Source organism: Streptomyces sp. AC550_RSS872 (genome assembly GCF_019049285.1).
GTDB lineage: Bacteria > Actinomycetota > Actinomycetes > Streptomycetales > Streptomycetaceae > Streptomyces.
In genome coordinates this window covers 48,754-68,780 of sequence record NZ_JAGMUL010000063.1, presented here as the reverse complement: position 1 = coordinate 68,780, position 20,027 = coordinate 48,754, and the positions used below count along the sequence as shown (strand labels likewise).

Genomic DNA, 20,027 nt, shown 5'->3' with positions numbered 1-20,027 from the left:
GGCGACCGTCGTGAGACGCTTCTTTCCACGGGTGGAGCGCCATGCGGACCACTTGTGCAAGACTCTGCAAGCTCTTGCCACCACTTTCACAAGGGAGCGCGATGACGCAGCAACCCGGACCAGGCCGGCCAACAGGTCGCCGCCGGCGTCCGATTGGTGTGCAAGGCGACTTTCGGCCGGTACAGTCCAGTGCCGTGACCACACGGCTTGCCGACATCGCTGCTCAGGCGGGGGTGAGCGAAGCGACCGTCAGCCGCGTCCTCAACGGGAAGCCGGGCGTCGCCGCCACCACGCGCCAGTCCGTACTGGCCGCACTCGACGTGCTCGGCTACGAGCGTCCGGTGCGGCTGCGGCAACGGAGCGAGGGCCTGGTGGGCCTGATCACCCCGGAGCTGGAGAACCCGATATTCCCGGCCCTGGCCCAGGTCATCGGCCAGGCGCTGACCAGGCAGGGCTACACCCCCGTACTGGCCACCCAGACGCCGGGCGGCTCCACGGAGGACGAACTCACCGAGATGCTCGTCGACCGCGGGGTGGCGGGCATCATCTACGTCTCCGGCCTCCACGCCGACACCACCGCCGACATGCAGCGCTACGAGCGGCTGCGCGCCCAGGGCGTCCCCTTCGTCCTGGTCGACGGCTTCTCCCCCAAGGTCCAGGCACCTTTCATCTCCCCGGACGACCGCGCCGCGATGGCCCTGTCGGTCACGCACCTCGCCTCGCTCGGTCACACCCGCATCGGTCTCGCGCTCGGCCCCAAGCGCTTCGTGCCGGTCCAGCGCAAGATCGAGGGCTTCGTCCGCACCATGCAGGACCAGCTGAACCTGCCGCCGGACACCGTCGAAACCGACCTGATCCAGCACTCCCTCTACACCCTGGAGGGCGGTCAGGCGGCCGCCACGGCCCTGATGGACCGCGGCTGCACCGCGATCGTCTGCGCGAGCGACATGATGGCGCTGGGCGCGATACGCGCGGCCCGGCAGCGCGGCCTGGAGGTCCCCAGGGACATCTCCGTCGTGGGCTTCGACGACTCCCCTCTGATCGCCTTCACGGACCCGCCCCTGACCACCGTCCGCAAGCCGGTCCCGGCGATGGGCCAGGCCGCGGTACGCACGCTCCTGGAGGAGATCGGCGGGACCCCGGCCCCCCACAGTGAGTTCGTGTTCATGCCGGAGCTGGTGGTGCGCGGTTCGACGGCTTCGGCACCGGGGAACAGAAACCATCCCTAGGACGGGGCCCCCGTAGAACGTGCGTCCTGACCCTGACCGGAGGATGATCGGTCGGGGAAGTCTTTTCTGGCAGACTCTGTGCCCATGGGTGACACGACCGTGACGACACTGGAAGGCCGGGAAGCGGCCGCTCTTCCCCCCGTCGCGGACGAGACGGGGTGGGGCCCCCTGCGCCGTCTGCGCACCCCCCGCCGCCCCCGCCTCTGGTTCGAGATCCTGCTGATCGCGGTGAGTTACTGGACGTACTCACTCATCCGCAACGCGGTCCCGGAACAAAGAGCGGAGGCCCTCCGCAACGCGGACTGGCTCTGGAACCTGGAACACCACCTCGGCATCGCCGTCGAGCAGTCGGTGAACCACGCCGTGAACTCGGTGACTTGGCTCATCGTCGGCATGAACTACTACTACGCGACGCTGCACTTCATCATCACCCTGGCCGTCCTGGTCTGGCTCTACCGCAGCCACCCCGGCCGCTACGCGGCAACGAGACTGGTCCTCTTCGCCACCACGGGCGTGGCTCTGATCGGTTACTACCTGTATCCGCTCGCTCCCCCACGCCTGATGACCGAGACCGCCTTCATCGACACGGTCCTGGTCCACGACACCTGGGGTTCGATGGCCTCGGGCGACCTGAAGAACATGTCGAACCAGTACGCCGCGATGCCCTCCATGCACATCGGCTGGTCCGTCTGGTCGGGCCTGACGATCTTCGCGCTGGCCAGAATCCCCTGGGTCCGGGTCCTGGGCCTCCTCTACCCCGCAGCCACCCTCCTGGTGATCGTGGCCACGGCCAACCACTTCTGGCTGGACGCGGTGGGCGGCCTGATCTGCCTGGCCTTCGGCTACACGGTGGCCCGCCTCTGGTACGGAAAGCTGCCGCACGCCCTGCCGAGGCGCGTGGCGCAACCACAAACACACCCGCGGTCGCCGACGGCGGCAAGGGGCCGTGCCGGGGGGTGTCCGCCCGCAGCGGCGGGCGTCAACGCCGAGCCCTTTTCAGCGGAACCGAGCCGCCCGACCGAGGACGGACACCCCCCGGCGCGGCCCCGCCCCACGACCCACGCGTAGGCGCTACGCGCACCCCCACCGAACCCACGCAGGCCGCCGCAGGCATCTCAGGGACGCGGAACTGTATCCATTCACAGCTCCGCCACGCGGGCGCAACCAGCCCCCACCCACCGCAACGAGCCGCCGCAGGCATCCCGGCCCAACCGCCGGAGGTACCCGGCCTCAGCCCCCGTAGAACAGCTCGTCCACGACCCCCCGAGCCCGCCGAGCGGTACGCCGATACCCATCGAGCATGTCCCCCACATGCCCGGGCTCGTACCCCAGATACCGCCCCACCGCAGCCAGCTCACGACTGTCCGAGGGAAACGTGTCCCCGGCCCGCCCCCGCACCAGCATCACGGCATTGCGCACCCGAGTGGCCAGCACCCACGCCTCGTCCAGGATCCCCGCCTCCTCCTCCGGAATGAGCCCGGCCGAACAGGCGGCGGCAAGAGCTTCCCGGGTCCGAGTGGTCCGCAGCCCGGGCACGGCCCACCCGTGCTGCAACTGCAACAGCTGCACCGTCCACTCCACATCGGACAGCCCCCCGGGCCCGAGCTTGGTGTGCAGCTTGGGATCGGCCCCCCGCGGCAGCCGCTCGGACTCCATACGGGCCTTCAGCCGCCGGATCTCCCGCACCGCCTCGTCCCCGAGCCCCTCCGCCGGATACCGCAACGGACCGATCAACTCGACGAACCGGGACCCCAGCTCAGGATCCCCCGCGACCGGCATGGCCCGCAGCAGGGCCTGCGACTCCCACACCAAAGACCACCGGCGGTAATAGGCCGCATACGACTTCAGCGTACGAACGAGCGGCCCCGACTTCCCCTCCGGCCGCAGACCGGCGTCGATCAACAACGGCGGATCCGCACTCGGGATCTGTAGCAGCCGCCGCATCTCCTCCACGACCCGGTTCGCCGCCACCGCGGCCTCGTGCTCGTCGACCCCGTCCCGCGGCTCGTGCACGAACAGCACATCGGCGTCACTGCCGTAGCCCAGCTCCTGCCCCCCGAACCGCCCCATGCCGATGATCGCGAACCGGGTGGGCAGCGTGTCGCCCCACCCTTCCCGCACCACCGCCCGCAGCGTCCCCGCCAACGTGGCCGCCGTAAGGTCGGACACCGCCGTCCCGACCCGGTCCACCAGCGCCCCCTGGTCGGCCTCGGCCGGCTTCGTCTCGGTGCCGTAGGAGTCGACGACGTCGGCGGCGGCCGTACGGAACAGCTCCCGCCGCCGCACCCCACGGGCCGCGGTGACCGCCTGCGCGGCGCCGTCCGCGCGGCGCACCGCGGCGAGGATCTCCTGCTCCAGGTGCTGCCGCGACCGCGGCTCCAGCCCGGTTCCGCCGTCCCCGTCCCCGAGCAGCGCCACGGCCTCCGGCGCCCGCATCAGCAGATCGGGAGCGAGCCGGCCGGCCGACAGCACACGGGCGAGGTTCTCGGCGGCGGCGCCCTCGTCCCGCAACAGCCGCAGATACCAAGGCGTCTTGCCGAGCGCGTCCGACACCTTGCGGAAGTTCAGCAGACCGGCGTCCGGATCGGCGGAGTCCGCGAACCACCCCAACAGCACGGGCAGCAGGGTCCGTTGGATCGCCGCCTTCCGCGTCACCCCGGAGGCCAGCGCCTCCAGATGCCGCAGGGCGGCGGCCGGATCGGCGTACCCGAGCGCGACCAGCCGCTCGCGGGCCGCCCCGGCGCTCAACCGTGCCTCGCCCGGGGCGAGTTGGGCGACGGCGTCGAGCAGCGGCCGGTAGAAGAGCTTCTCGTGCAGCCGCCGTACGACACCGGCGTGCCGTTTCCACTCACGGTTCAGCTCGGCGACCGGATCGACGCGCAGGCCGAGGGAGCGGCCGATGCGCCGCAGGTCGGCGTCGTCCTCGGGCACCAGGTGGGTCCGGCGCAGCCGGTAGAGCTGGATGCGGTGCTCCATGGAGCGCAGGAAGCGGTAGGCGTCGTCGAGCTGCGCGGCGTCGGCACGGCCGACGTAGCCGCCGGCGGCGAGTGCCTGGAGGGCGTCCAGGGTGGTGCCGCTGCGCAGTGACGCGTCGTGCCTGCCGTGCACCAACTGGAGCAGCTGGACGGCGAACTCGACGTCCCGCAGCCCGCCGGGGCCGAGCTTGAGCTGCCGGTCGAGCTCGCCCACCGGGATGTTCTCGACGACCCGGCGCCGCATCTTCTGCACGTCGGCGACGAAGTTCTCCCGTTCGGCGGCCTTCCAGACCAAGGGCTGGAGCGCGGCGACGTACTCCTCGCCGAGTTCGATGTCGCCGGCGACCGGGCGTGCCTTGAGCAGGGCCTGGAACTCCCAGGTCTTGGCCCAGCGTTGGTAGTAGGCGAGGTGGCTGCTGAGGGTGCGGACCAGGGGGCCGTTCCTGCCCTCGGGCCGCAGGTTGGCGTCCACGGGCCAGATCGATCCCTCGACGGTCGTCTCGGAGCAGATCCGCATCATGTGCGAGGCAAGCTTGGTGGCCGACCGCAGGGCCTTGCCCTCGTCGGCGCCGTCGGCGGTCTCCCCGACGAAGATGACGTCGACGTCGGAGACGTAGTTGAGCTCGTGGCCTCCGCACTTGCCCATCGCGATCACCGAGAGCCGGCACTGTGCGGCGTCCTCCGGTGCGGCGGCACGGGCGAGGGCGAGGGCGGCGCGCAGGGTGGCGGTGGCGAGGTCGGCGAGTTCGGCGGCGGTCTGGGCCACGTCGGTGGTGCCGCACACGTCGCGCGCGGCGATGGACAGCAGGCAGCGCCGGTAGGCGACGCGCAGGGAGACCGGGTCGGTGGCCTCGGCGAGGCCCTGCTCGAACTCCTCCACCTCGGGGTGCAGGTCCCGCGGCTCGTACATGACCAGTGCCTGCCAGTCGCTCGGGTGCCGGGCGAGGTGGTCGGCGAGCGCGGTGGAGGCGCCGAGCACGCCGAGCAGCCGGTCGCGCAACGGCTTGGCCGCTATCACCGTGTCGAGCAGTTCCCGCTGGGCGACGGGGTCGGGCTGTGCTTCGAGCAGCCGTACGAGACCGTGCAGGGCGAGGTCCGGGTCGGCGGTGGCGCCCAGGGCCTCGAGGAGCACCGGGTCGTTTCTGATCGGCGCGACCTGGGCGCTGTCCAGGAGCCGCTCGGCGGCCGAGGGGTCGGTGAATCCGTGCCGCAGCAGCCGACTGAAGGTACTGCTCCTGCGCCCCGGCGCCGTCATGCTCGGCCTCCTGTCCGATCGGGGCCCCACGGCGCCCGATCAAGGTCATACGCGGTCGAGCCTAACCGGAGTACCTGGGAGTGGCGCCGATGAGTTCCGACGGCGTGCGCGGTCAGCATGGTCGAGGGACATTCGAGCGACATGTCTGGAGGGCGCCCGATGACCGACAAGCAACCGCAGACCCGGCTGGATGCGCGTTACAGCGACAAGGCGGCCACGGCGATCCCGTGGGCCGAGGCCGAGAAGCTGCTGGCCGAGGCCGAGCTGTTCTGGATCTCGACGGTACGACCGGACGGGCGCCCGCACGTGACGCCGCTGCCCGCGGTGTGGTCGCGGGGCGCGCTGCACTTCTGCACGGGACCGGAGGAGCGCAAGGCGCGGAATCTGGCGGAGAACCCGAACCTGGTCCTGACGACCGGCACGAACACCTGGGACAAGGGCTACGACGTGGTGGTCGAGGGCGAGGCGGTGCGGATCACCGACGACGCCCGGCTGCGCGAACTGGCCGCCGCCTGGGAGGCGAAGTACGGCAGCTTCTGGCACTTCGACGTCGCCGACGGCTCTTTCCGGCACGGCGCGGGACACGCTTACGTCTACTCGGTGGCGCCTCGCACGGTTTTCGGCTTCGGTAAGGGTGAGCCGTTCAGCCAGACCCGTTGGCGATTCTCCTTGGAGGACTAGCGATGGACTTCACGCTCGAAGTGATCCCGCTGCCCGTGAGCGACATCGACCGGGCCCGCGACTTCTACCGGGACAAGGTCGGCTTCCACGTCGACATCGACCAGGAAGTGATGCCCGGCATGCGCATCGTCCAGCTCACGCCTCCGGGCTCGGGCTGTTCGATCGCGCTCGGCGACAGCATCTGGGACCTGACCAAGGGCGAGACCAAGCCCGAGCCCGGCTCCTACCAGGGCCTCCAGCTCTGCGTCGCCGACATCAAGGCGGCCCACGCGGAACTGGTGGAGCGCGGCCTTGAGGTGTCGGAGCCGGTCCAGTACTCGCCCGACGACGGTGCGACGTTCATGTACTTCACGGACCCCGACGGCAACGGCTGGTCGATCCAGGAGTACCGGCGCCGGGCGACTGAGCCGCTGCACCGGCTGCTGGGGGATCTGGCCGCCAAGCGGCAGCAGGCGCAGTAGGCCGGGCAGGGTCCTGGGACATGGGAAAGCCGCGGTGCCGAGGCACCGCGGCACTCTCATCGGTCACTTGCTGGCTCAGCGCGCATGCGGCGGCACCTCCACGTCTTTGTGTGCATGCACAGGATCGCCGGCATGGCTCTGCGACCTGTTCACGTGAACATAAAGGCTCTTGACGCCTCGGCGGTCGGCCGGTTCTGGGCGGAGGCGCTCGGCTGGAGTGCTTACAGCCCCGGTGTGACCACCTACGTCGGACCTGCCGGCGGCCTCGTCTGGCCGGACCCGGTCGCCCTCGGCGTCGACGTCGTTCCGGTATCGGAACCCAAGACGACAACGAAGAACCGTGTGCACCTCGATCTCGCCACCACCTCCGCCGCCCACCAGGCGGAGTTGGTCGCCCGTCTGAAGGCTCTCGGTGCGACGCCCGTCAACGTGGGCCAAGGCGAAGTGCCGTGGACGGTCCTCGCGGACCCCGAGGGCAACGAGTTCTGCGTGTTGGAGCCTCGGGGGATCCACCGGGACACCGGGCCGATCGCCGTGGTGGTGGTCGACTGTGCGGATCCGCGGGCCATGGCCCGGTTCTGGGGTGAGGCGATGGACTGGACCCTGCACGAGGTCACCGACGATCACGCGGTGTTGCGCTCCGCCAAGGCTGCCGGCCCGTATCTCGAGTTCCTCCGCACGCCCGGCGTGAAGACCGTGCCGGACCGCATTCATCTTGACCTGCTGCCGTACCCCGGTGACGACAAGGAAGCGGAGGTGGCCCGGCTGCGGGCCCTCGGCGCCACCGACCTCGACCTCGGCCAGGGCGACGTCCCGTGGACGTGCCTGACCGACCCGGAGGGCCACGAGTTCTGCGTCCTCGCCCTGTCCTGAATTACTGTCTGAAGCAATCCTTGAGTTGCACCTCCTACCTGTCTGTGGTCCACTGAATATTCAGGATGATGGGTGACTGTCGGGCTACGGACGACGCCCCCGAAACTCATACGCCTTGCACTCTTCCTACTTCACCTTTCCTGTGATCTCTCCCTGAATCAAGCAGGATCGTGATTCGAATGAGTGACGAACATGCAGTGCCCGGAGAAGGCGCCGACCCATCGCACAAGAACGACGTAGTTGCGCATAAGAAGATTGGCTCATGGCGTCAGCGTGCGAGTGCTCACATTGCAGCCGTTCAAGCCGAGCTCGACCGCGTCGAAAATATGCAGGCAATGTCGGAGCACGACAAAAAACTCGCACGCAAAGCACACCAGCTTTTGAATGGGGCGCGGCAGGCGACGGATAATTGGCCGCCACTCTGGGCTGGCGCGTCCGCGAGAGATCGGACCTTGGCCACCATCCATGAAGCCGAATTGATCGTCCTCAAGCTGACACCTGCGCAGGAAATCGGGTGGGCAGGATCCTCTGTTCTGGCCAAGGGCATTCAACACTTGGGGCAGGAGGATCCGCGCCTCAAGCTCCTTGAAGAGCATCTGCGCGAGAATAACAACATGCTGAGCGTGGATGGCAGGTATCTGGCCGCAGGCGTCCTTCACGCCGCCAATCACACAGAGGAAATAGAGATAGCCAGGGTGCGAAATTTTCGCAACATCCTGCTTCTCGCTTTCCTTGCACTTTCTGCATTCGCGGTCCTCCTGATCCTGTCAGGCTATCAGAATCCTTCCGCACTGGCTGACAAACTTTGCTTCCGACCACCCGCGCCCACCGCCGAGAACCCCAATGCCACGAAATATGTCTGCCCAGTCGACGGATGGCCGCCCGACGGTGACAACGTACTGCTTGTAGCATCCCTGGGTGCCGCAGCCGCAGCACTGGCAGGTGCCGCGTCCATTCGCCATATACGCGGATCCGCTGTTCCGTACATGGTGCCCATGAGCCTACTTATTCTACGCATCCCTATCGGTGCCCTGTCAGCCATTTTGGGATTGGTTCTCATACATGGTGAATTCATCCCGGGGCTTTCGGCATTGGATAACGGGGCCCAGATCGCCGCATGGGCCGTGACATTTGGGATCGGCCAGGAGAGCTTGACGCGATTGCTCGACAAAAAGGGCAATCTTCTTCTGGACAACGTGCGCGGTTCAGCGCGGGCCGTCGATGCACCGCCGCCCAGCACCGACAGGTTGATAAAGCCCACGCTGCGGCCCAGCGGACCCGATGGAGGCAAGCCCGGCGGCGGTCCCGTCGTCGGGGGTGGCACCGGGGGCGGCGGGCCGGCCGGGGGCGAGGGCGTGGCGCCCGCTGAACAGGGGAAGTCCGAGAGGGCGTCCGGTGGCGGCCAAGCGGCAGCTGAGCAGACGAAGCCCCCCGAGGACATCGAGGGGCGGGGAGGCGGGGCAGCGAGCACCGACGTGTAGATGCTTCTGCGCCTCGGTCATCCTGCGCGACGGGGCCAACGGTCCGCGACCGTCGACCCCATCCGCCGAATCGGCGGGAAACCGATCCGATCCGCGCCTACAGCACCGGCAGGTTCTTCCGCAGCTCGAACGCGGTCACCTCGCTGCGGTACTCCTCCCACTCCTGCCGCTTGTTGCGCAGGAAGAAGTCGAAGACATGCTCGCCCAGCGTCTCGGCGACGAGGTCGCTGCGCTCCATCAGGGTCAGCCCCTCGCCGAGGTTCTGGGGCAGTGGTTCGATGCCCATCGCGCGGCGTTCGGCGTCGGAGAGGGCCCAGACGTCGTCCTCGGCGCCCGGAGGGAGCTCGTAGCCCTCCTCGATGCCCTTGAGGCCGGCGGCGAGGAGGAGGGCGTAGGCCAGGTAGGGGTTGGCGCCGGAGTCCAGGGAGCGGACCTCGACGCGGGCGGAACCCGTCTTGCCGGGCTTGTACATCGGGACGCGGACCAGGGCCGAGCGGTTGTTGTGGCCCCAGCAGATGTACGACGGGGCCTCGCCGCCGGCGCCCGCGGTGCGCTCGGAGCCGCCCCAGATGCGCTTGTAGGAGTTGACCCACTGGTTGGTGACCGCGGAGATCTCCGCGGCGTGGCGGAGAAGGCCCGCGATGAAGGAGCGGCCGACCTTGGAGAGCTGGTACTCCGAGCCGGATTCGTAGAACGCGTTCCTGTCGCCCTCGAACAACGACAGGTGCGTGTGCATGCCGGAGCCCGGGTGCTCGGAGAACGGCTTCGGCATGAACGTCGCATGGACGCCCTGCTCCAGTGCCACCTGCTTCATGACCAGGCGGAACGTCATGATGTTGTCCGCCGTGGACAGCGCGTCGGCGTAGCGGAGGTCGATCTCCTGCTGGCCGGGGGCGCCCTCGTGGTGGGAGAACTCGACCGAGATGCCCATCGACTCCAGCATGGTGATCGCCTGGCGGCGGAAGTCCATGCCGACGTTGGTCGGGGTGTGGTCGAAGTAGCCGGAGTTGTCGGCGGGCTGTGGGCGTGAGCCGTCCAGCGGGCGGTCCTTCAGCAGGAAGAACTCGATCTCCGGGTGGGTGTAGAAGGTGAAGCCCAGGTCGGAGGCGCGGGCCAGGGCGCGCTTGAGGACGTAGCGCGGGTCGGCGAAGGACGGGGAGCCGTCCGGCATCAGGATGTCGCAGAACATCCTCGCCGTGCCGGGGGCCTCGGCGCGCCAGGGCAGGATCTGGAAGGTCGACGGGTCCGGCTTGGCGATCATGTCGGACTCGTAGACCCGGGCGAAGCCCTCGATCGCCGAGCCGTCGAAGCCGATGCCCTCGTCGAAGGCCTGCTCCAGTTCGGCGGGGGCCACGGCGACCGACTTGAGGAAGCCCAGCACGTCCGTGAACCACAGGCGTACGAACCGGATGTCACGCTCCTCCAACGTCCGGAGCACGAACTCCTGCTGCTTGTCCATCTTGCGCTTCCCCATCCTTGCTGGTCAGGCCGCCTGTCTCCGGTGCGGCGGGAGGCGGTCGGGCACCTGAGCATCACACCACAACACCATTTCAGGCGCGTTGCGCACCTTGATCGCCGAAGCGACCCCGGGTCGAACTCCCGGCATACGGCAGGTGTCCCTCCGTGGTGCCGGTGCACTGCTCTGCCGCCCATCTTGCCTGCTCGGACCGCCATCCGTAATGCCCGGCCCCACAGGACCCACCCCGCTTTAATTTGCATCTTGGATGCAAGTTTTAATGGTGGCACCGGATCGGCCCGATCGAGCCTGAGGAGACCCGATGCTGTCCGAGCAGTCCGCCGCCACCGTGCGTGCCACCCTTCCCGTCGTCGGCGGGGCCATCGGCGAGATCACCGAGCGCTTCTACGCCGGGTTGTTCACCGCCCGCCCCGACCTGTTGCGCGACCTCTTCAACCGCGGCAACCAGGCGGCCGGCACCCAGCGGCAGGCCCTCGCGGGGTCGATCGCCGCGTTCGCGACGTACCTCGTGGACCACCCCGACGAGCGGCCCGACGCGATGCTGGGCCGCATCGCCCACAAGCACGCCTCCCTGGGCGTCACGGCGGAGCAGTACGCGCTCGTCCACGAGCACCTCTTCGCCGCCGTCGCCGAGGTGCTCGGCGAGGCCGTCACGCCCGAGGTCGCGGCCGCCTGGGACGAGGTCTACTGGCTGATGGCGAACGCGCTGGTCGCGATCGAGAAGCGGCTGTACGAGGAGCGCGGCGGGAGCGGTTGGCGGGAGTGGGAGGTCGTGGGGCGTGTCGAGGAGACCGCCGACGTCGCCACCTTCCGGCTGCGTCCGGCCGACGGCCGCCCGGCGCCGGACTTCCGGGCCGGGCAGTACGTCTCCGTCCGGGTCGAGCTGCCGGACGGGGCCCGGCAGATACGCCAGTACAGCCTCTCCGCCGCCCCCGGCTCTCCCGTACGCCAGATCAGTGTGAAGCGGGTTCTGGGCGACGCGGCTCCCGACGGCGAGGTCTCGAACCACCTCCACGCGCGCGTGGACGTCGGCGGCCGGCTGAGCCTGTCGGCGCCCTCCGGTGATCTCGCCCTCGGCGACACGGGCGCCGCCGCCCCGCTGCTCCTCGCCTCCGCCGGCATCGGCGTGACGCCGATCGTCGCGATGCTGGGGCACCTGGTGGACACCGGGCACGAAGGCCCGGTGCTCGTCGTGCACGGCGACCGCTCCCCCGCAGAGCACGCCCTGCGCCCCGACCACGAGGCGTACGCGGAGAAGCTGGCGGACGCGTCCGTCCACTTCTTCTACGAGGCGGACGCCGACGACGCCGAGGCCTCCCACCGCACCGGCCTGGTCGACCTGGCCGGCATCGCCGTACCCGCAGGCACGCGCGCGTACCTGTGCGGGCCGCTGCCCTTCATGCGGGCGGTGCGGACGCAGCTGATCGGCAAGGGTGTGGCGCCGGCCGACATCCACTACGAGGTGTTCGGGCCCGACCTCTGGCTGGCGCAGGCGGGCTGAGCCGAGGCGAGCCGGGTCTCAGGGCGTCCGGCCGATCTCCAGCAGCAGCGGCCCCGTGGGGTCCGCGGTCACGTCGGTCACCGTCAGCGGGTCCAGCGAGGCGTAGAAGGCCTCCTGGGCCCGCCGCAGCGCGCCGCGCAGCCGGCAGCCGGAGTGCAGCGGACAGGGGTGGTCGCCCTCGCACTCGACGACGTCGCCGTCGCCCTCGAAGGCCCGCACGATCGCGCCGACCGACGCGGTACGGCCCCGGTCGCTGAGGGAGAGCCCGCCGCCGCGCCCCCGGCGGGCGTCCACCAGGCCCATGTGCTGCAACTCGGCGACGACCTTGGCGGCGTGCGTGTACGGCACCTCCATGTCCGCCGCGACCTCGCGGGTCGTCGGGGTGGCGTCCCCCAGGACGGCGAGCCGCATCAGAAGGCGCAGTGCCAGGTCGGTGGAGCGCAACAGCCGCATGTTCCGCAGCGTAGATAATGCGCATCCACGATTCAAAATATTGGCCGGATCGGAACGATCCGGCCTTTCCCCCGGCCTTTCCCGCGCCCGCCCTACGAGACGTCCCACCTTCCCCCTTACGATCAGCGGACCCGACCGTCCCATTCGCCAGAAGGACAACGCCTCATGGGCTCCGCCAAGAACAAGAGCAACACTTCGCGGCAAGCGCGAATAGAAGAGATGCGGCGTGCCGAGCGTGCTCGTGAGCGTCGCAACCGCATCCTCACGATCGCGGCCAGCACGGTGGTCGTCGCCGGTCTCGTCGTCGGCGGTGTCGTGCTCATCCGGTCGCAGTCCGACGACGGCGCCGAGGCGGTCGACTCGAAGACCACCGGCAAGTTCGTCACCGGCGAGGACGGCGTGCGGACCTGGGAGGGGAAGCTCGGGCGCACCCATGTCGCCAAGAGCGTGAAGTACCCCTCGGAGCCGCCGGTCGGCGGTGACCACAACCAGGTGTGGATGAACTGCAACGGCGACGTCTACACCAAGGAGCTGAAGAACGAGCACGCCGTGCACTCGCTGGAGCACGGCGCTGTCTGGGTGACGTACACCTCCAAGGCGTCCAAGAGCGACATCGAGAAGCTGACGGCGAAGGTGAAGCAGACGCCGTACACGCTGATGAGCCCGGACGAGAAGCAGAAGGACCCGATCATGCTCACCGCGTGGGGGCACCAGCGCACCGTGACGGGCGCGGACGACCCGAACGTGGCCAAGTTCTTCGAGACGTACGTCCAGGGCAAGCAGACGCCCGAGCCGGGCGCGGCGTGCACGGGTGGTCTGTCGGAGTGAGGAAGCACGTCGGCTGGATCGCCGGGACCGCGGCGGCCGTGCTCGTCGCGGTCGGCGCGCTCACCTACGCCGTCGCCGAGGACGGCGGTTCGAGCGATACGCCGGACGCCGACTCGGCGGACGCCGGGTTCGCGCGGGACATGGCGGTGCACCATCAGCAGGCCGTGGAGATGTCGTACATCGTGCGGGACCGCACGGACGACAAGGAGGTGCGCCTGCTCGCGTACGACATCGCGCAGACGCAGGCCAACCAGCGCGGCATGCTGCTGGGCTGGCTGGATCTGTGGGGGCTGCCGAAGGTGTCGGCGCAGCCGCCGATGACCTGGATGGGCATGGGCGGCATGCCCTCCGCCGGCGACGGCTCGCTGATGCCGGGGATGGCGACCGACGCGGAGATGAAGAAGCTTCAGGGCCTTAGCGGCAAGCAGGCGGAGGTCTTCTTCCTCCAGTTGATGACGGCCCATCACAAGGGCGGCATCCACATGGCCGAGGGCTGTGTCGACAAGTGCGACGTCGAGGTGGAGAAGCGGCTCGCGCAGGGCATGGTGGACGCGCAGCAGTCGGAGATCGACCTGATGGCGGACCTGCTGAAGAAGCGGGGCGAGAAGCCGGGGTCGTAGCGCGTGCGGCTGTGAAATGGCGTTGTCATTAGGTTAGTTGGGACCTTCTTGGTCCGGGCATTCCCCTCGCGTGAACGGTTCGGCGATTGAGTGGCCACCGTCGGGTGATCCACTCGCACACGAATCGCACAGGGGGTTCCATGAGATCTCGACGTGCCGCGCTGCGCACCTCCGTGAGTCTGGCGGCGACACTGCCTCTGCTCACCGGCGCGCTGGCGCTCGGCATACCGGCGGCGCACGCCGCGGACAACCCGGGGCGTGACCGGCTCGCCGGGACCAAGCCCGCGTGGGCCACGGCCAGGGCGGACGAGGGCGCGGCCCCGGACGGCGCACGGGTGTCCGCACGCGTCTACCTCGCGGGCCGGGACGCGGCCGGCCTCGCCGCGTACGCGAAGTCCGTGTCGGACCCGCGCTCGGCGTCGTTCGGCAAGTACCTGCCGGCCGACCGGGCCCGGGCACGCTTCGGCGCCAGCGAGGCCCAAGTCGCAGCTGTGAAAGGGTGGTTGACCTCCTCCGGCCTGAAGGTCACGGGCGTCACGCAGCACTATGTCGCCGTCTCCGGCGATGTGGCAGCGGCGGAGAAGGCGTTCGGCACCCAGCTGCACAACTACGCCAAGGGTGCGAGGACTTACCGCGCGCCGACGACGCCTCCCTCGGTGCCGGACGCGCTGAAGGACGCCGTCCTGACCGTCACCGGCCTCGACAACGCCCCGCACCTGGCGAGCCACAAGGACCGGCTCCCGCCGCCTGCGACGGTGTTCCGCAACTCCGGGCCCTTCTCGACGTACCACGGCTCGAACGTGGCGAGCACGCTGCCGGACGCGTACGGCACGAAGATCCCGTACGCCGTGAAGGGCTACACCGGCAAGCAGCTGCGCGCCGCGTACGGCGCCGGCAAGCGCACCGGCAAGGGCGTGCGCATCGCCATCACCGACGCGTACGCCTCCCCGACCATCGCCTACGACGCGGCCACCTACGCGAAGAGGCACGGCGACGCGGCCTACACCAGAGGTCAGTTGCGTCAGGTCCTGCCGGCGAAGTACACGCGGACCAAGGAGTGCTCGGCGGCCGGCTGGTACGGCGAGGAGACCCTCGACGTCGAGGCCGTGCACGCGGTCGCGCCCGGCGCGCAGATCACGTACGTGGGCGCCGCCTCCTGCCACGACGAGGACCTCCTCGACTCGCTCGGCAAGATCGTCGACAACCACCTGGCCGACATCGTCTCCAACTCCTGGGGCGAGGTGGAGGCCGCCCAGACGCCCGACCTCGCGGCCGCCTACGACCAGGTCTTCCAGTTCGGCGCGGTCGAGGGCATCGGCTTCTACTACTCCTCCGGCGACGACGGCGACGAGGTCGCGAGCAGCGGGACCAAGCAGGTCGAGATCCCGGCGAGTTCGGCGTGGGTGACGGCGGTCGGCGGGACCTCGCTGGCGGTCGGCAAGGGCGACACGTACCTGTGGGAGACCGGCTGGGGCACCGAGAAGGCGGTCCTGTCGGCCGACGGCAAGAGCTGGACCGACTTCCCCGGCGCCTTCAACTCGGGCGCGGGCGGCGGCACCAGCAGGACCGTCGCCGAGCCGGACTGGCAGCAGGGCGTCGTGCCGGACGCGCTGGCCACGGCCAACAACGCGGACGGCAACCGTGTCGTCCCGGACATCGCGGCCATCGCCGACCCGAACACCGGGTTCCTGGTGGGCCAGACACAGACCATGCCGGACGGAAGGACGCAGGCGTACGACGAGTACCGGCTCGGCGGCACCTCGCTGGCGGCGCCGGTCATCGCGGCCGTCCAGGCCCTCGCGCAGGAGGCCAGCGGCGGGAAGCCGATCGGTTTCGCCAACCCGTCGATCTACGCGCGGTACGGGTCGAAGGCGTACCACGACGTCACCGACAACCCGACGGGGGCGGGGCTCGCGGTGGCGCGTGTCGACTTCGTCAACGGGTACGACGCGAAGGGCGGCCTGGCCACGTCCGTACGCAGCGTCGGCAAGGACAGCTCGCTGAGCGCCGTGAAGGGGTACGACGACGTGACCGGGGTCGGGACGCCGGCGGGCGGATACGTGGAGTCGTATCGCCGCTGACCTGCCGGGTACGTCAAGGGCGGCGCGGCGCCGGCACAGGCCGGGCCCGCGTCGCCCTGTCGTGGCGCGGCCCGACGTGACTGGTTCGGCTCGCCGGCCTTCGCCCCGCTCGGACTGCTCGTGGCCGGACCCGTCGCCGGCCTCGTCGGCACCCGGGCGGCTCCGGCGGGGTGCGCCGCCATGAGCGTCACGGCCATCTGCGCGGCCCTGCTGTCGCCCAGGTGCGCAGGCTCGCTCCCGCGGCGGACGATGAGAAGGCCCGGGGCGTTTCGTTCGGATCGACGGGCGGGGCGGAGGAAGACGCCGGCGACGTGCGATGAGTTTTCCTCCTCGCTCGGGTCCGCACGGGCAGCTGCCTCCGTCACGAGGAGAGAGTCATGTTGCTGACTGACAGGACGGCGATCGTCCATGGCGGTTCTGGAGCGGTGGGGGCGGCGGTCGCCCGCGGCTTCGCGCGTGAGGGCGCCGTCGTCCATCTCACCGGAAGGACGGTTCCGCCGCTCGAAGAGGTCGCGCGGCGTATCCGGGACGACGGTGGAGCCGCGCATGTCGCCGAGCTGGACGCGACGGACCGCGACGCCGTTGCCCGCCATGCCGACGCCGTGGCCGCACAGGGCAGTCCGGGCCGCGGAATCGATATCTGCTTCAACGCCACGTCCAACGACGACATCCAGGGGATCCCGCTCCTCGACATGGCCGTGGCGGATGTGCTCCGCCCCGTCACGAAGGCGGTGACGACCACCCTCACCACCGCTACCGCAGCGGCGCGGCACATGGTCCGAAAAGGCAGCGGCGTCATTCTGGTCATGGGCGGCGGACGCGAGGCCATCCCCGACCTGGGCGGTTCACACATCGCCTGGTCCGCCCTTGCCGGTGCCTGCCGGCAGCTCGCATCGGAGCTCGGCCCGCACGGCGTGCGCGTCGCCTGGCTGCTCTCGCCCGGCTCTCCCGCGCCGGGCGAGGAGAACCGGGCCGCTGAAGGAGCGCTGCTGACCAGGCGCCCGCTCTACGACGATGTCGCCAACGCCGCGGTCTTCGCCGCATCCGACTGGGCCCGAACGATGACAGCCTCGGAGCTCAACCTCACCGCCGGCCTCGTGGTCGACTAGGGGCTGTTTTGAAAGTCCCGTGCGGTGCCCGCGCCCGCCGCGGCAAAAGCGGCTGCTACTTGGGCCTTTGGCCGGTGCGGCGAGGGTGCGTGCGGGGCCTTGGGTGCCGTGCGGGACTTTCAGAACACCCCCTGGGCCGCGCCCCCGGAGCAACCATCAATTGAGGAACCACGACGGGGAGCAACCAGCTGCGCGAGAGCGGCGCCGGTTTGGCGCGAAGGCGACAGCCCGCCGACGGGGGAAGATCGGCGGGCTGTCGCGGTGGTGCCGCAGTGGCTCTGTGGGCCCGGTATGGCTCAGTGGACGGAGTGCTCCTCCAGCGGGAACGTTCCGCCGACCACGTCTTCCGCGAACGCCTTCGCCGCGTTGCCCATGACCTCGCGGAGGTTGGCGTACTGCTTTACGAACTTGGGGACGCGGCCGCCGGTCAGGCCCAGCATGTCCGTCCAGACCAGGACCTGCGCGTCCGTCTGCGGACCGGCGCCGATGCCGACCGTCGGGATGTGCAGGACGCGGGTGACCTCGGCCGCGAGCTCCGCCGGTACCAGTTCCAGTACGACCGCGAACGCGCCCGCGTCCTGGACCGCCTTCGCGTCGCGCAGCAGCTGCTGGGCCGCCTCCTCGCCGCGGCCCTGGACGCGGTAGCCCATGGCGTTGACGGACTGCGGGGTCAGGCCGATGTGGGCCATGACCGGGATGCCGGACTCGACCAGCAGGCGGATCTGGTCGTGCGAGCGCTCGCCGCCCTCCAGCTTGACCGCGCCGACGCCCGCCTCCTTGACCAGCCGGGTCGCCGAGCGCAGCGCCTGCACCGGGCCCTCCTGGTACGAACCGAAGGGCAGGTCGCCGACGATCAGGGCGCGTGAGGTGCCCCGTACGACGGCGGCCGACAGCATGGTCATCTCGTCGAGCGTGACGGGCACGGTGGTCTCGTACCCGAGGTGACAGTTGCCCGCGGAGTCGCCGACGAGCATGACCGGGATGCCGGCCTCGTCGAAGACGGACGCGGTCATCGCGTCGTAGGCGGTGAGCATGGGCCACTTCTCGCCCCGCTCCTTGGCGAGGGCGATGTCCCGAACAGTGATGCGGCGGGTGCCCTTCCCCCCGTACAGCGCCTTGCTGCTGTCGGAGGTCTTCGCCTGAGGCGTCTGGGCAGCCGAAAGCTGCGTCATTGCAACGGCTCCTTCACGTCATCTCGAGGCGCCCTGACGGCGTCCCCGGACTCCCCTCCATGGTGGCACTTCGTGCCAGGGAGGGCTAGGCCACCCCGTGTGAGTTCCCCCCGACCCCTTCCGCCGCGTGTAAGTTCTCGGTAAGAAATTAAGATACGAGACGGTTCCGTATCGTAAAGCGGGTACCTTCGTCAGCATGACTTCTCCCGCCGCCACAGCCCCCCGCATACCGGAAGCCGTGCACCGGCGCCGCTGGGCGATCCTCGGCGTGCTGATGCTGAGCCTGCTGATCGTCGTCCTCGACAACTCCATCCTCAACGTCGCCATCAAGACCATCTCGACCCCGGCCCCGACCGGCCTGGGCGCCACCCAGAGCGAGCTGGAGTGGGCGATCAACGCCTACACCCTGGTCTTCGCCGGCCTGCTGTTCAGCGCGGGCATCCTCGGCGACCGGCTCGGCAGGAAGAAGGTCCTGCTGGGCGGTCTCGCGGTCTTCGGCATCGGCTCCGCCCTCGCCGCGTTCTCCGGCTCACCCGGCGAGCTGATCGCCTTCCGCGCGGTGATGGGCCTCGGCGCCGCCTTCGTCATGCCGGCCACCCTCGCCGTCCTCATGAACGTCTTCGAGCGCGACGAGCAGCCCAAGGCCATCGGCATCTGGGCCGGTGGCGTCGGGCTCGCCATCGCCATCGGCCCGATCACCGGCGGTGTGCTGCTCGACCACTTCTGGTGGGGCTCGGTGTTCCTCATCAACGTGCCGATCGTGCTGCTCGCGCTCGCGCTGATGCTGTGGCTGGTCCCGGACTCACGGGACCCCCACCCCGGCCGCATCGACCCCATCGGCGTCGTGCTGTCCGTCGTCGGGCTCGTCCTTCTCGTCTACGGCATCATCAAGGGCGGCCGGCTCGCCGACTTCACGGACGTGACGGTGCTGGCGACCATCGCCGCCGGGCTCGCCGTCCTCGCCGCCTTCGTCGTGTTCGAGAAGCGCAGCGACCATCCGTCCATCGACGTCACGTACTTCCGCAACAAGGTCTTCTCGGCCGCGATCGGCGTCATCGCGCTGGTCTTCTTCGCCCTGATGGGCGTGACCTTCTTCTCGGTCTTCTACACCCAGAGCGTGCGCGGCTACTCGCCGCTGGAGACCGGTCTGCTGATGCTGCCGCTCGCCGCCGCGCAGATGATCTTCGCGCCGCGTGCCCGGCTCGTCGTCGACCGGTTCGGCAACCGGGCCACGACCACCGGCGCCATGCTGCTGATCGCGCTCACCCTGGCCGCGTTCGCCACGTTCGAGGCGGACACGCCGATCTGGCTCCTGGAGGTCGTCTTCTTCCTGATGGGCGCCGCGATGGCGCACATCATGACCCCGGTCAGCGTCGTCATCATGCAGGCGCTGCCCCGCGAGAAGGCCGGTTCCGCCTCCGCCCTCAGCAACACCTTCCGCCAGGTCGGCGGCGCGCTCGGCATCGCCGTCCTCGGCTCCGTCATGTCGACGGCGTACCGCAGCGGCATCGAGGACCGGCTCACGGTGCTGCCGGAGGGCGTACGGCACACCGCGGGCGAGTCCATCGAGGCCACGCTCGGCTTCGCGGACCGGCTCGGCCCGAAGGGCGAGTCCCTCGTCGGCGCGGCCCACGCCGCCTTCCTGCACTCCATGCACGTCACGGCCCTGTGGGGCGCGGGCGTCGCGGTGCTCGGCGCGGTGGTCGTGGCGCTGTTCCTGCCGGGACGGCCGACGGCCTCTCAGGAGGCCGAGGACAAGCAGGAGTTGGTGTCCACCGAGTAGGAGCGCAAGGCCGCCGGCCGGCGCCGCGTGCCCGGCTCGTCGTAACGG

16 protein-coding genes are annotated in these 20,027 nt (G+C 69.7%); 12 read left to right on the top strand and 4 right to left on the bottom strand.

The window, feature by feature from the left end; all coding sequences use genetic code 11:
* Positions 1 to 194 precede the first annotated feature (194 nt).
* Positions 195 to 1,229 (top strand): LacI family DNA-binding transcriptional regulator, encoded by a 1,035-nt coding sequence (locus KUM44_RS26435; protein WP_308402724.1) that lies wholly within the window; start codon positions 195 to 197, stop codon positions 1,227 to 1,229.
* 84 nt (positions 1,230 to 1,313) lie between these two features.
* Positions 1,314 to 2,297, top strand: coding sequence for a phosphatase PAP2 family protein (locus KUM44_RS26430; RefSeq protein ID WP_217211717.1), 984 nt, complete (start codon positions 1,314 to 1,316; stop codon positions 2,295 to 2,297).
* A gap of 162 nt (positions 2,298 to 2,459) precedes the next feature.
* Here KUM44_RS26430 and KUM44_RS26425 read toward each other — a convergent pair whose 3' ends face one another.
* Positions 2,460 to 5,459, bottom strand: coding sequence for a bifunctional [glutamine synthetase] adenylyltransferase/[glutamine synthetase]-adenylyl-L-tyrosine phosphorylase (locus KUM44_RS26425; RefSeq protein WP_217211716.1), 3,000 nt, complete (start codon positions 5,457 to 5,459; stop codon positions 2,460 to 2,462).
* Between the two features lie 159 nt (positions 5,460 to 5,618).
* On the opposite strand from KUM44_RS26425, the gene KUM44_RS26420 reads away from it, so the two are divergent.
* From KUM44_RS26420 to KUM44_RS26405, 4 genes are all read left to right on the top strand, one after another.
* Positions 5,619 to 6,140 carry a pyridoxamine 5'-phosphate oxidase family protein gene (locus KUM44_RS26420; RefSeq protein WP_217211715.1) on the top strand — a complete coding sequence of 174 codons (522 nt, stop codon included), beginning with the start codon at positions 5,619 to 5,621 and terminating at the stop codon, positions 6,138 to 6,140.
* 2 nt (positions 6,141 to 6,142) lie between these two features.
* Entirely contained in the window at positions 6,143 to 6,601 is a 459-nt protein-coding gene (locus KUM44_RS26415; RefSeq protein ID WP_217211714.1) for a VOC family protein, read from the top strand.
* 132 nt (positions 6,602 to 6,733) lie between these two features.
* The gene (locus KUM44_RS26410) at positions 6,734 to 7,474 is read left to right on the top strand and encodes a VOC family protein (protein WP_217211713.1); all 741 of its coding nucleotides are present in this window, start codon (positions 6,734 to 6,736) and stop codon (positions 7,472 to 7,474) included.
* A gap of 179 nt (positions 7,475 to 7,653) precedes the next feature.
* Positions 7,654 to 8,955, top strand: a complete 1,302-nt coding sequence (locus KUM44_RS26405; RefSeq protein WP_217211711.1) for a hypothetical protein — start codon at positions 7,654 to 7,656, stop codon at positions 8,953 to 8,955.
* Positions 8,956 to 9,052: 97 nt separating this feature from the next.
* Here the strand turns inward: KUM44_RS26405 and glnA are convergent, their stop codons facing one another.
* Entirely contained in the window at positions 9,053 to 10,414 is a 1,362-nt protein-coding gene (glnA, locus tag KUM44_RS26400) for a type I glutamate--ammonia ligase (protein ID WP_062719336.1), read from the bottom strand.
* Positions 10,415 to 10,733: 319 nt separating this feature from the next.
* Between glnA and KUM44_RS26395 the strand changes: the two genes are divergently transcribed.
* On the top strand, positions 10,734 to 11,933 hold the full coding sequence (locus KUM44_RS26395) for a globin domain-containing protein (RefSeq protein WP_217211709.1): 1,200 nt from the start codon (positions 10,734 to 10,736) through the stop codon (positions 11,931 to 11,933).
* 18 nt (positions 11,934 to 11,951) lie between these two features.
* Here the strand turns inward: KUM44_RS26395 and KUM44_RS26390 are convergent, their stop codons facing one another.
* Positions 11,952 to 12,386, bottom strand: coding sequence for an Rrf2 family transcriptional regulator (locus tag KUM44_RS26390; protein WP_217211707.1), 435 nt, complete (start codon positions 12,384 to 12,386; stop codon positions 11,952 to 11,954).
* 165 nt (positions 12,387 to 12,551) lie between these two features.
* On the opposite strand from KUM44_RS26390, the gene KUM44_RS26385 reads away from it, so the two are divergent.
* From KUM44_RS26385 to KUM44_RS26370, 4 genes are all read left to right on the top strand, one after another.
* On the top strand, positions 12,552 to 13,214 hold the full coding sequence (locus KUM44_RS26385; RefSeq protein ID WP_217211705.1) for a DUF3105 domain-containing protein: 663 nt from the start codon (positions 12,552 to 12,554) through the stop codon (positions 13,212 to 13,214).
* Positions 13,211 to 13,834 carry a DUF305 domain-containing protein gene (locus KUM44_RS26380; RefSeq protein WP_217211704.1) on the top strand — a complete coding sequence of 208 codons (624 nt, stop codon included), beginning with the start codon at positions 13,211 to 13,213 and terminating at the stop codon, positions 13,832 to 13,834. Before KUM44_RS26385 ends, KUM44_RS26380 begins: the two co-directional genes overlap by 4 nt.
* A gap of 140 nt (positions 13,835 to 13,974) precedes the next feature.
* Entirely contained in the window at positions 13,975 to 15,915 is a 1,941-nt protein-coding gene (locus KUM44_RS26375) for a protease pro-enzyme activation domain-containing protein (protein ID WP_217211702.1), read from the top strand.
* Positions 15,916 to 16,292: 377 nt separating this feature from the next.
* Positions 16,293 to 17,024, top strand: coding sequence for an SDR family NAD(P)-dependent oxidoreductase (locus KUM44_RS26370; RefSeq protein WP_217211700.1), 732 nt, complete (start codon positions 16,293 to 16,295; stop codon positions 17,022 to 17,024).
* Positions 17,025 to 17,320: 296 nt separating this feature from the next.
* Here the strand turns inward: KUM44_RS26370 and panB are convergent, their stop codons facing one another.
* Positions 17,321 to 18,196 carry a 3-methyl-2-oxobutanoate hydroxymethyltransferase gene (gene panB / locus KUM44_RS26365; RefSeq protein ID WP_217211698.1) on the bottom strand — a complete coding sequence of 292 codons (876 nt, stop codon included), beginning with the start codon at positions 18,194 to 18,196 and terminating at the stop codon, positions 17,321 to 17,323.
* Positions 18,197 to 18,392: 196 nt separating this feature from the next.
* Between panB and KUM44_RS26360 the strand changes: the two genes are divergently transcribed.
* Positions 18,393 to 19,979 carry an MFS transporter gene (locus KUM44_RS26360; RefSeq protein ID WP_217211696.1) on the top strand — a complete coding sequence of 529 codons (1,587 nt, stop codon included), beginning with the start codon at positions 18,393 to 18,395 and terminating at the stop codon, positions 19,977 to 19,979.
* The last annotated feature ends 48 nt before the right edge of the window (positions 19,980 to 20,027 follow it).

Excerpts from the sequence above, each read along its gene's own strand:
- KUM44_RS26430 (WP_217211717.1), top strand. The coding sequence starts at position 1,314 with ATGGGTGACACGACCGTGACGACACTGGAAGGCCGGGAAGCGGCCGCT.
- KUM44_RS26425 (WP_217211716.1), bottom strand. The coding sequence starts at position 5,459 with ATGACGGCGCCGGGGCGCAGGAGCAGTACCTTCAGTCGGCTGCTGCGG.
- KUM44_RS26420 (WP_217211715.1), top strand. The coding sequence starts at position 5,619 with ATGACCGACAAGCAACCGCAGACCCGGCTGGATGCGCGTTACAGCGAC.
- KUM44_RS26415 (WP_217211714.1), top strand. The coding sequence starts at position 6,143 with ATGGACTTCACGCTCGAAGTGATCCCGCTGCCCGTGAGCGACATCGAC.
- KUM44_RS26410 (WP_217211713.1), top strand. The coding sequence starts at position 6,734 with ATGGCTCTGCGACCTGTTCACGTGAACATAAAGGCTCTTGACGCCTCG.
- KUM44_RS26405 (WP_217211711.1), top strand. The coding sequence starts at position 7,654 with ATGAGTGACGAACATGCAGTGCCCGGAGAAGGCGCCGACCCATCGCAC.
- glnA (WP_062719336.1), bottom strand. The coding sequence starts at position 10,414 with ATGGACAAGCAGCAGGAGTTCGTGCTCCGGACGTTGGAGGAGCGTGAC.
- KUM44_RS26395 (WP_217211709.1), top strand. The coding sequence starts at position 10,734 with ATGCTGTCCGAGCAGTCCGCCGCCACCGTGCGTGCCACCCTTCCCGTC.
- KUM44_RS26390 (WP_217211707.1), bottom strand. The coding sequence starts at position 12,386 with ATGCGGCTGTTGCGCTCCACCGACCTGGCACTGCGCCTTCTGATGCGG.
- KUM44_RS26385 (WP_217211705.1), top strand. The coding sequence starts at position 12,552 with ATGGGCTCCGCCAAGAACAAGAGCAACACTTCGCGGCAAGCGCGAATA.
- KUM44_RS26375 (WP_217211702.1), top strand. The coding sequence starts at position 13,975 with ATGAGATCTCGACGTGCCGCGCTGCGCACCTCCGTGAGTCTGGCGGCG.
- KUM44_RS26370 (WP_217211700.1), top strand. The coding sequence starts at position 16,293 with ATGTTGCTGACTGACAGGACGGCGATCGTCCATGGCGGTTCTGGAGCG.
- panB (WP_217211698.1), bottom strand. The coding sequence starts at position 18,196 with ATGACGCAGCTTTCGGCTGCCCAGACGCCTCAGGCGAAGACCTCCGAC.
- KUM44_RS26360 (WP_217211696.1), top strand. The coding sequence starts at position 18,393 with ATGACTTCTCCCGCCGCCACAGCCCCCCGCATACCGGAAGCCGTGCAC.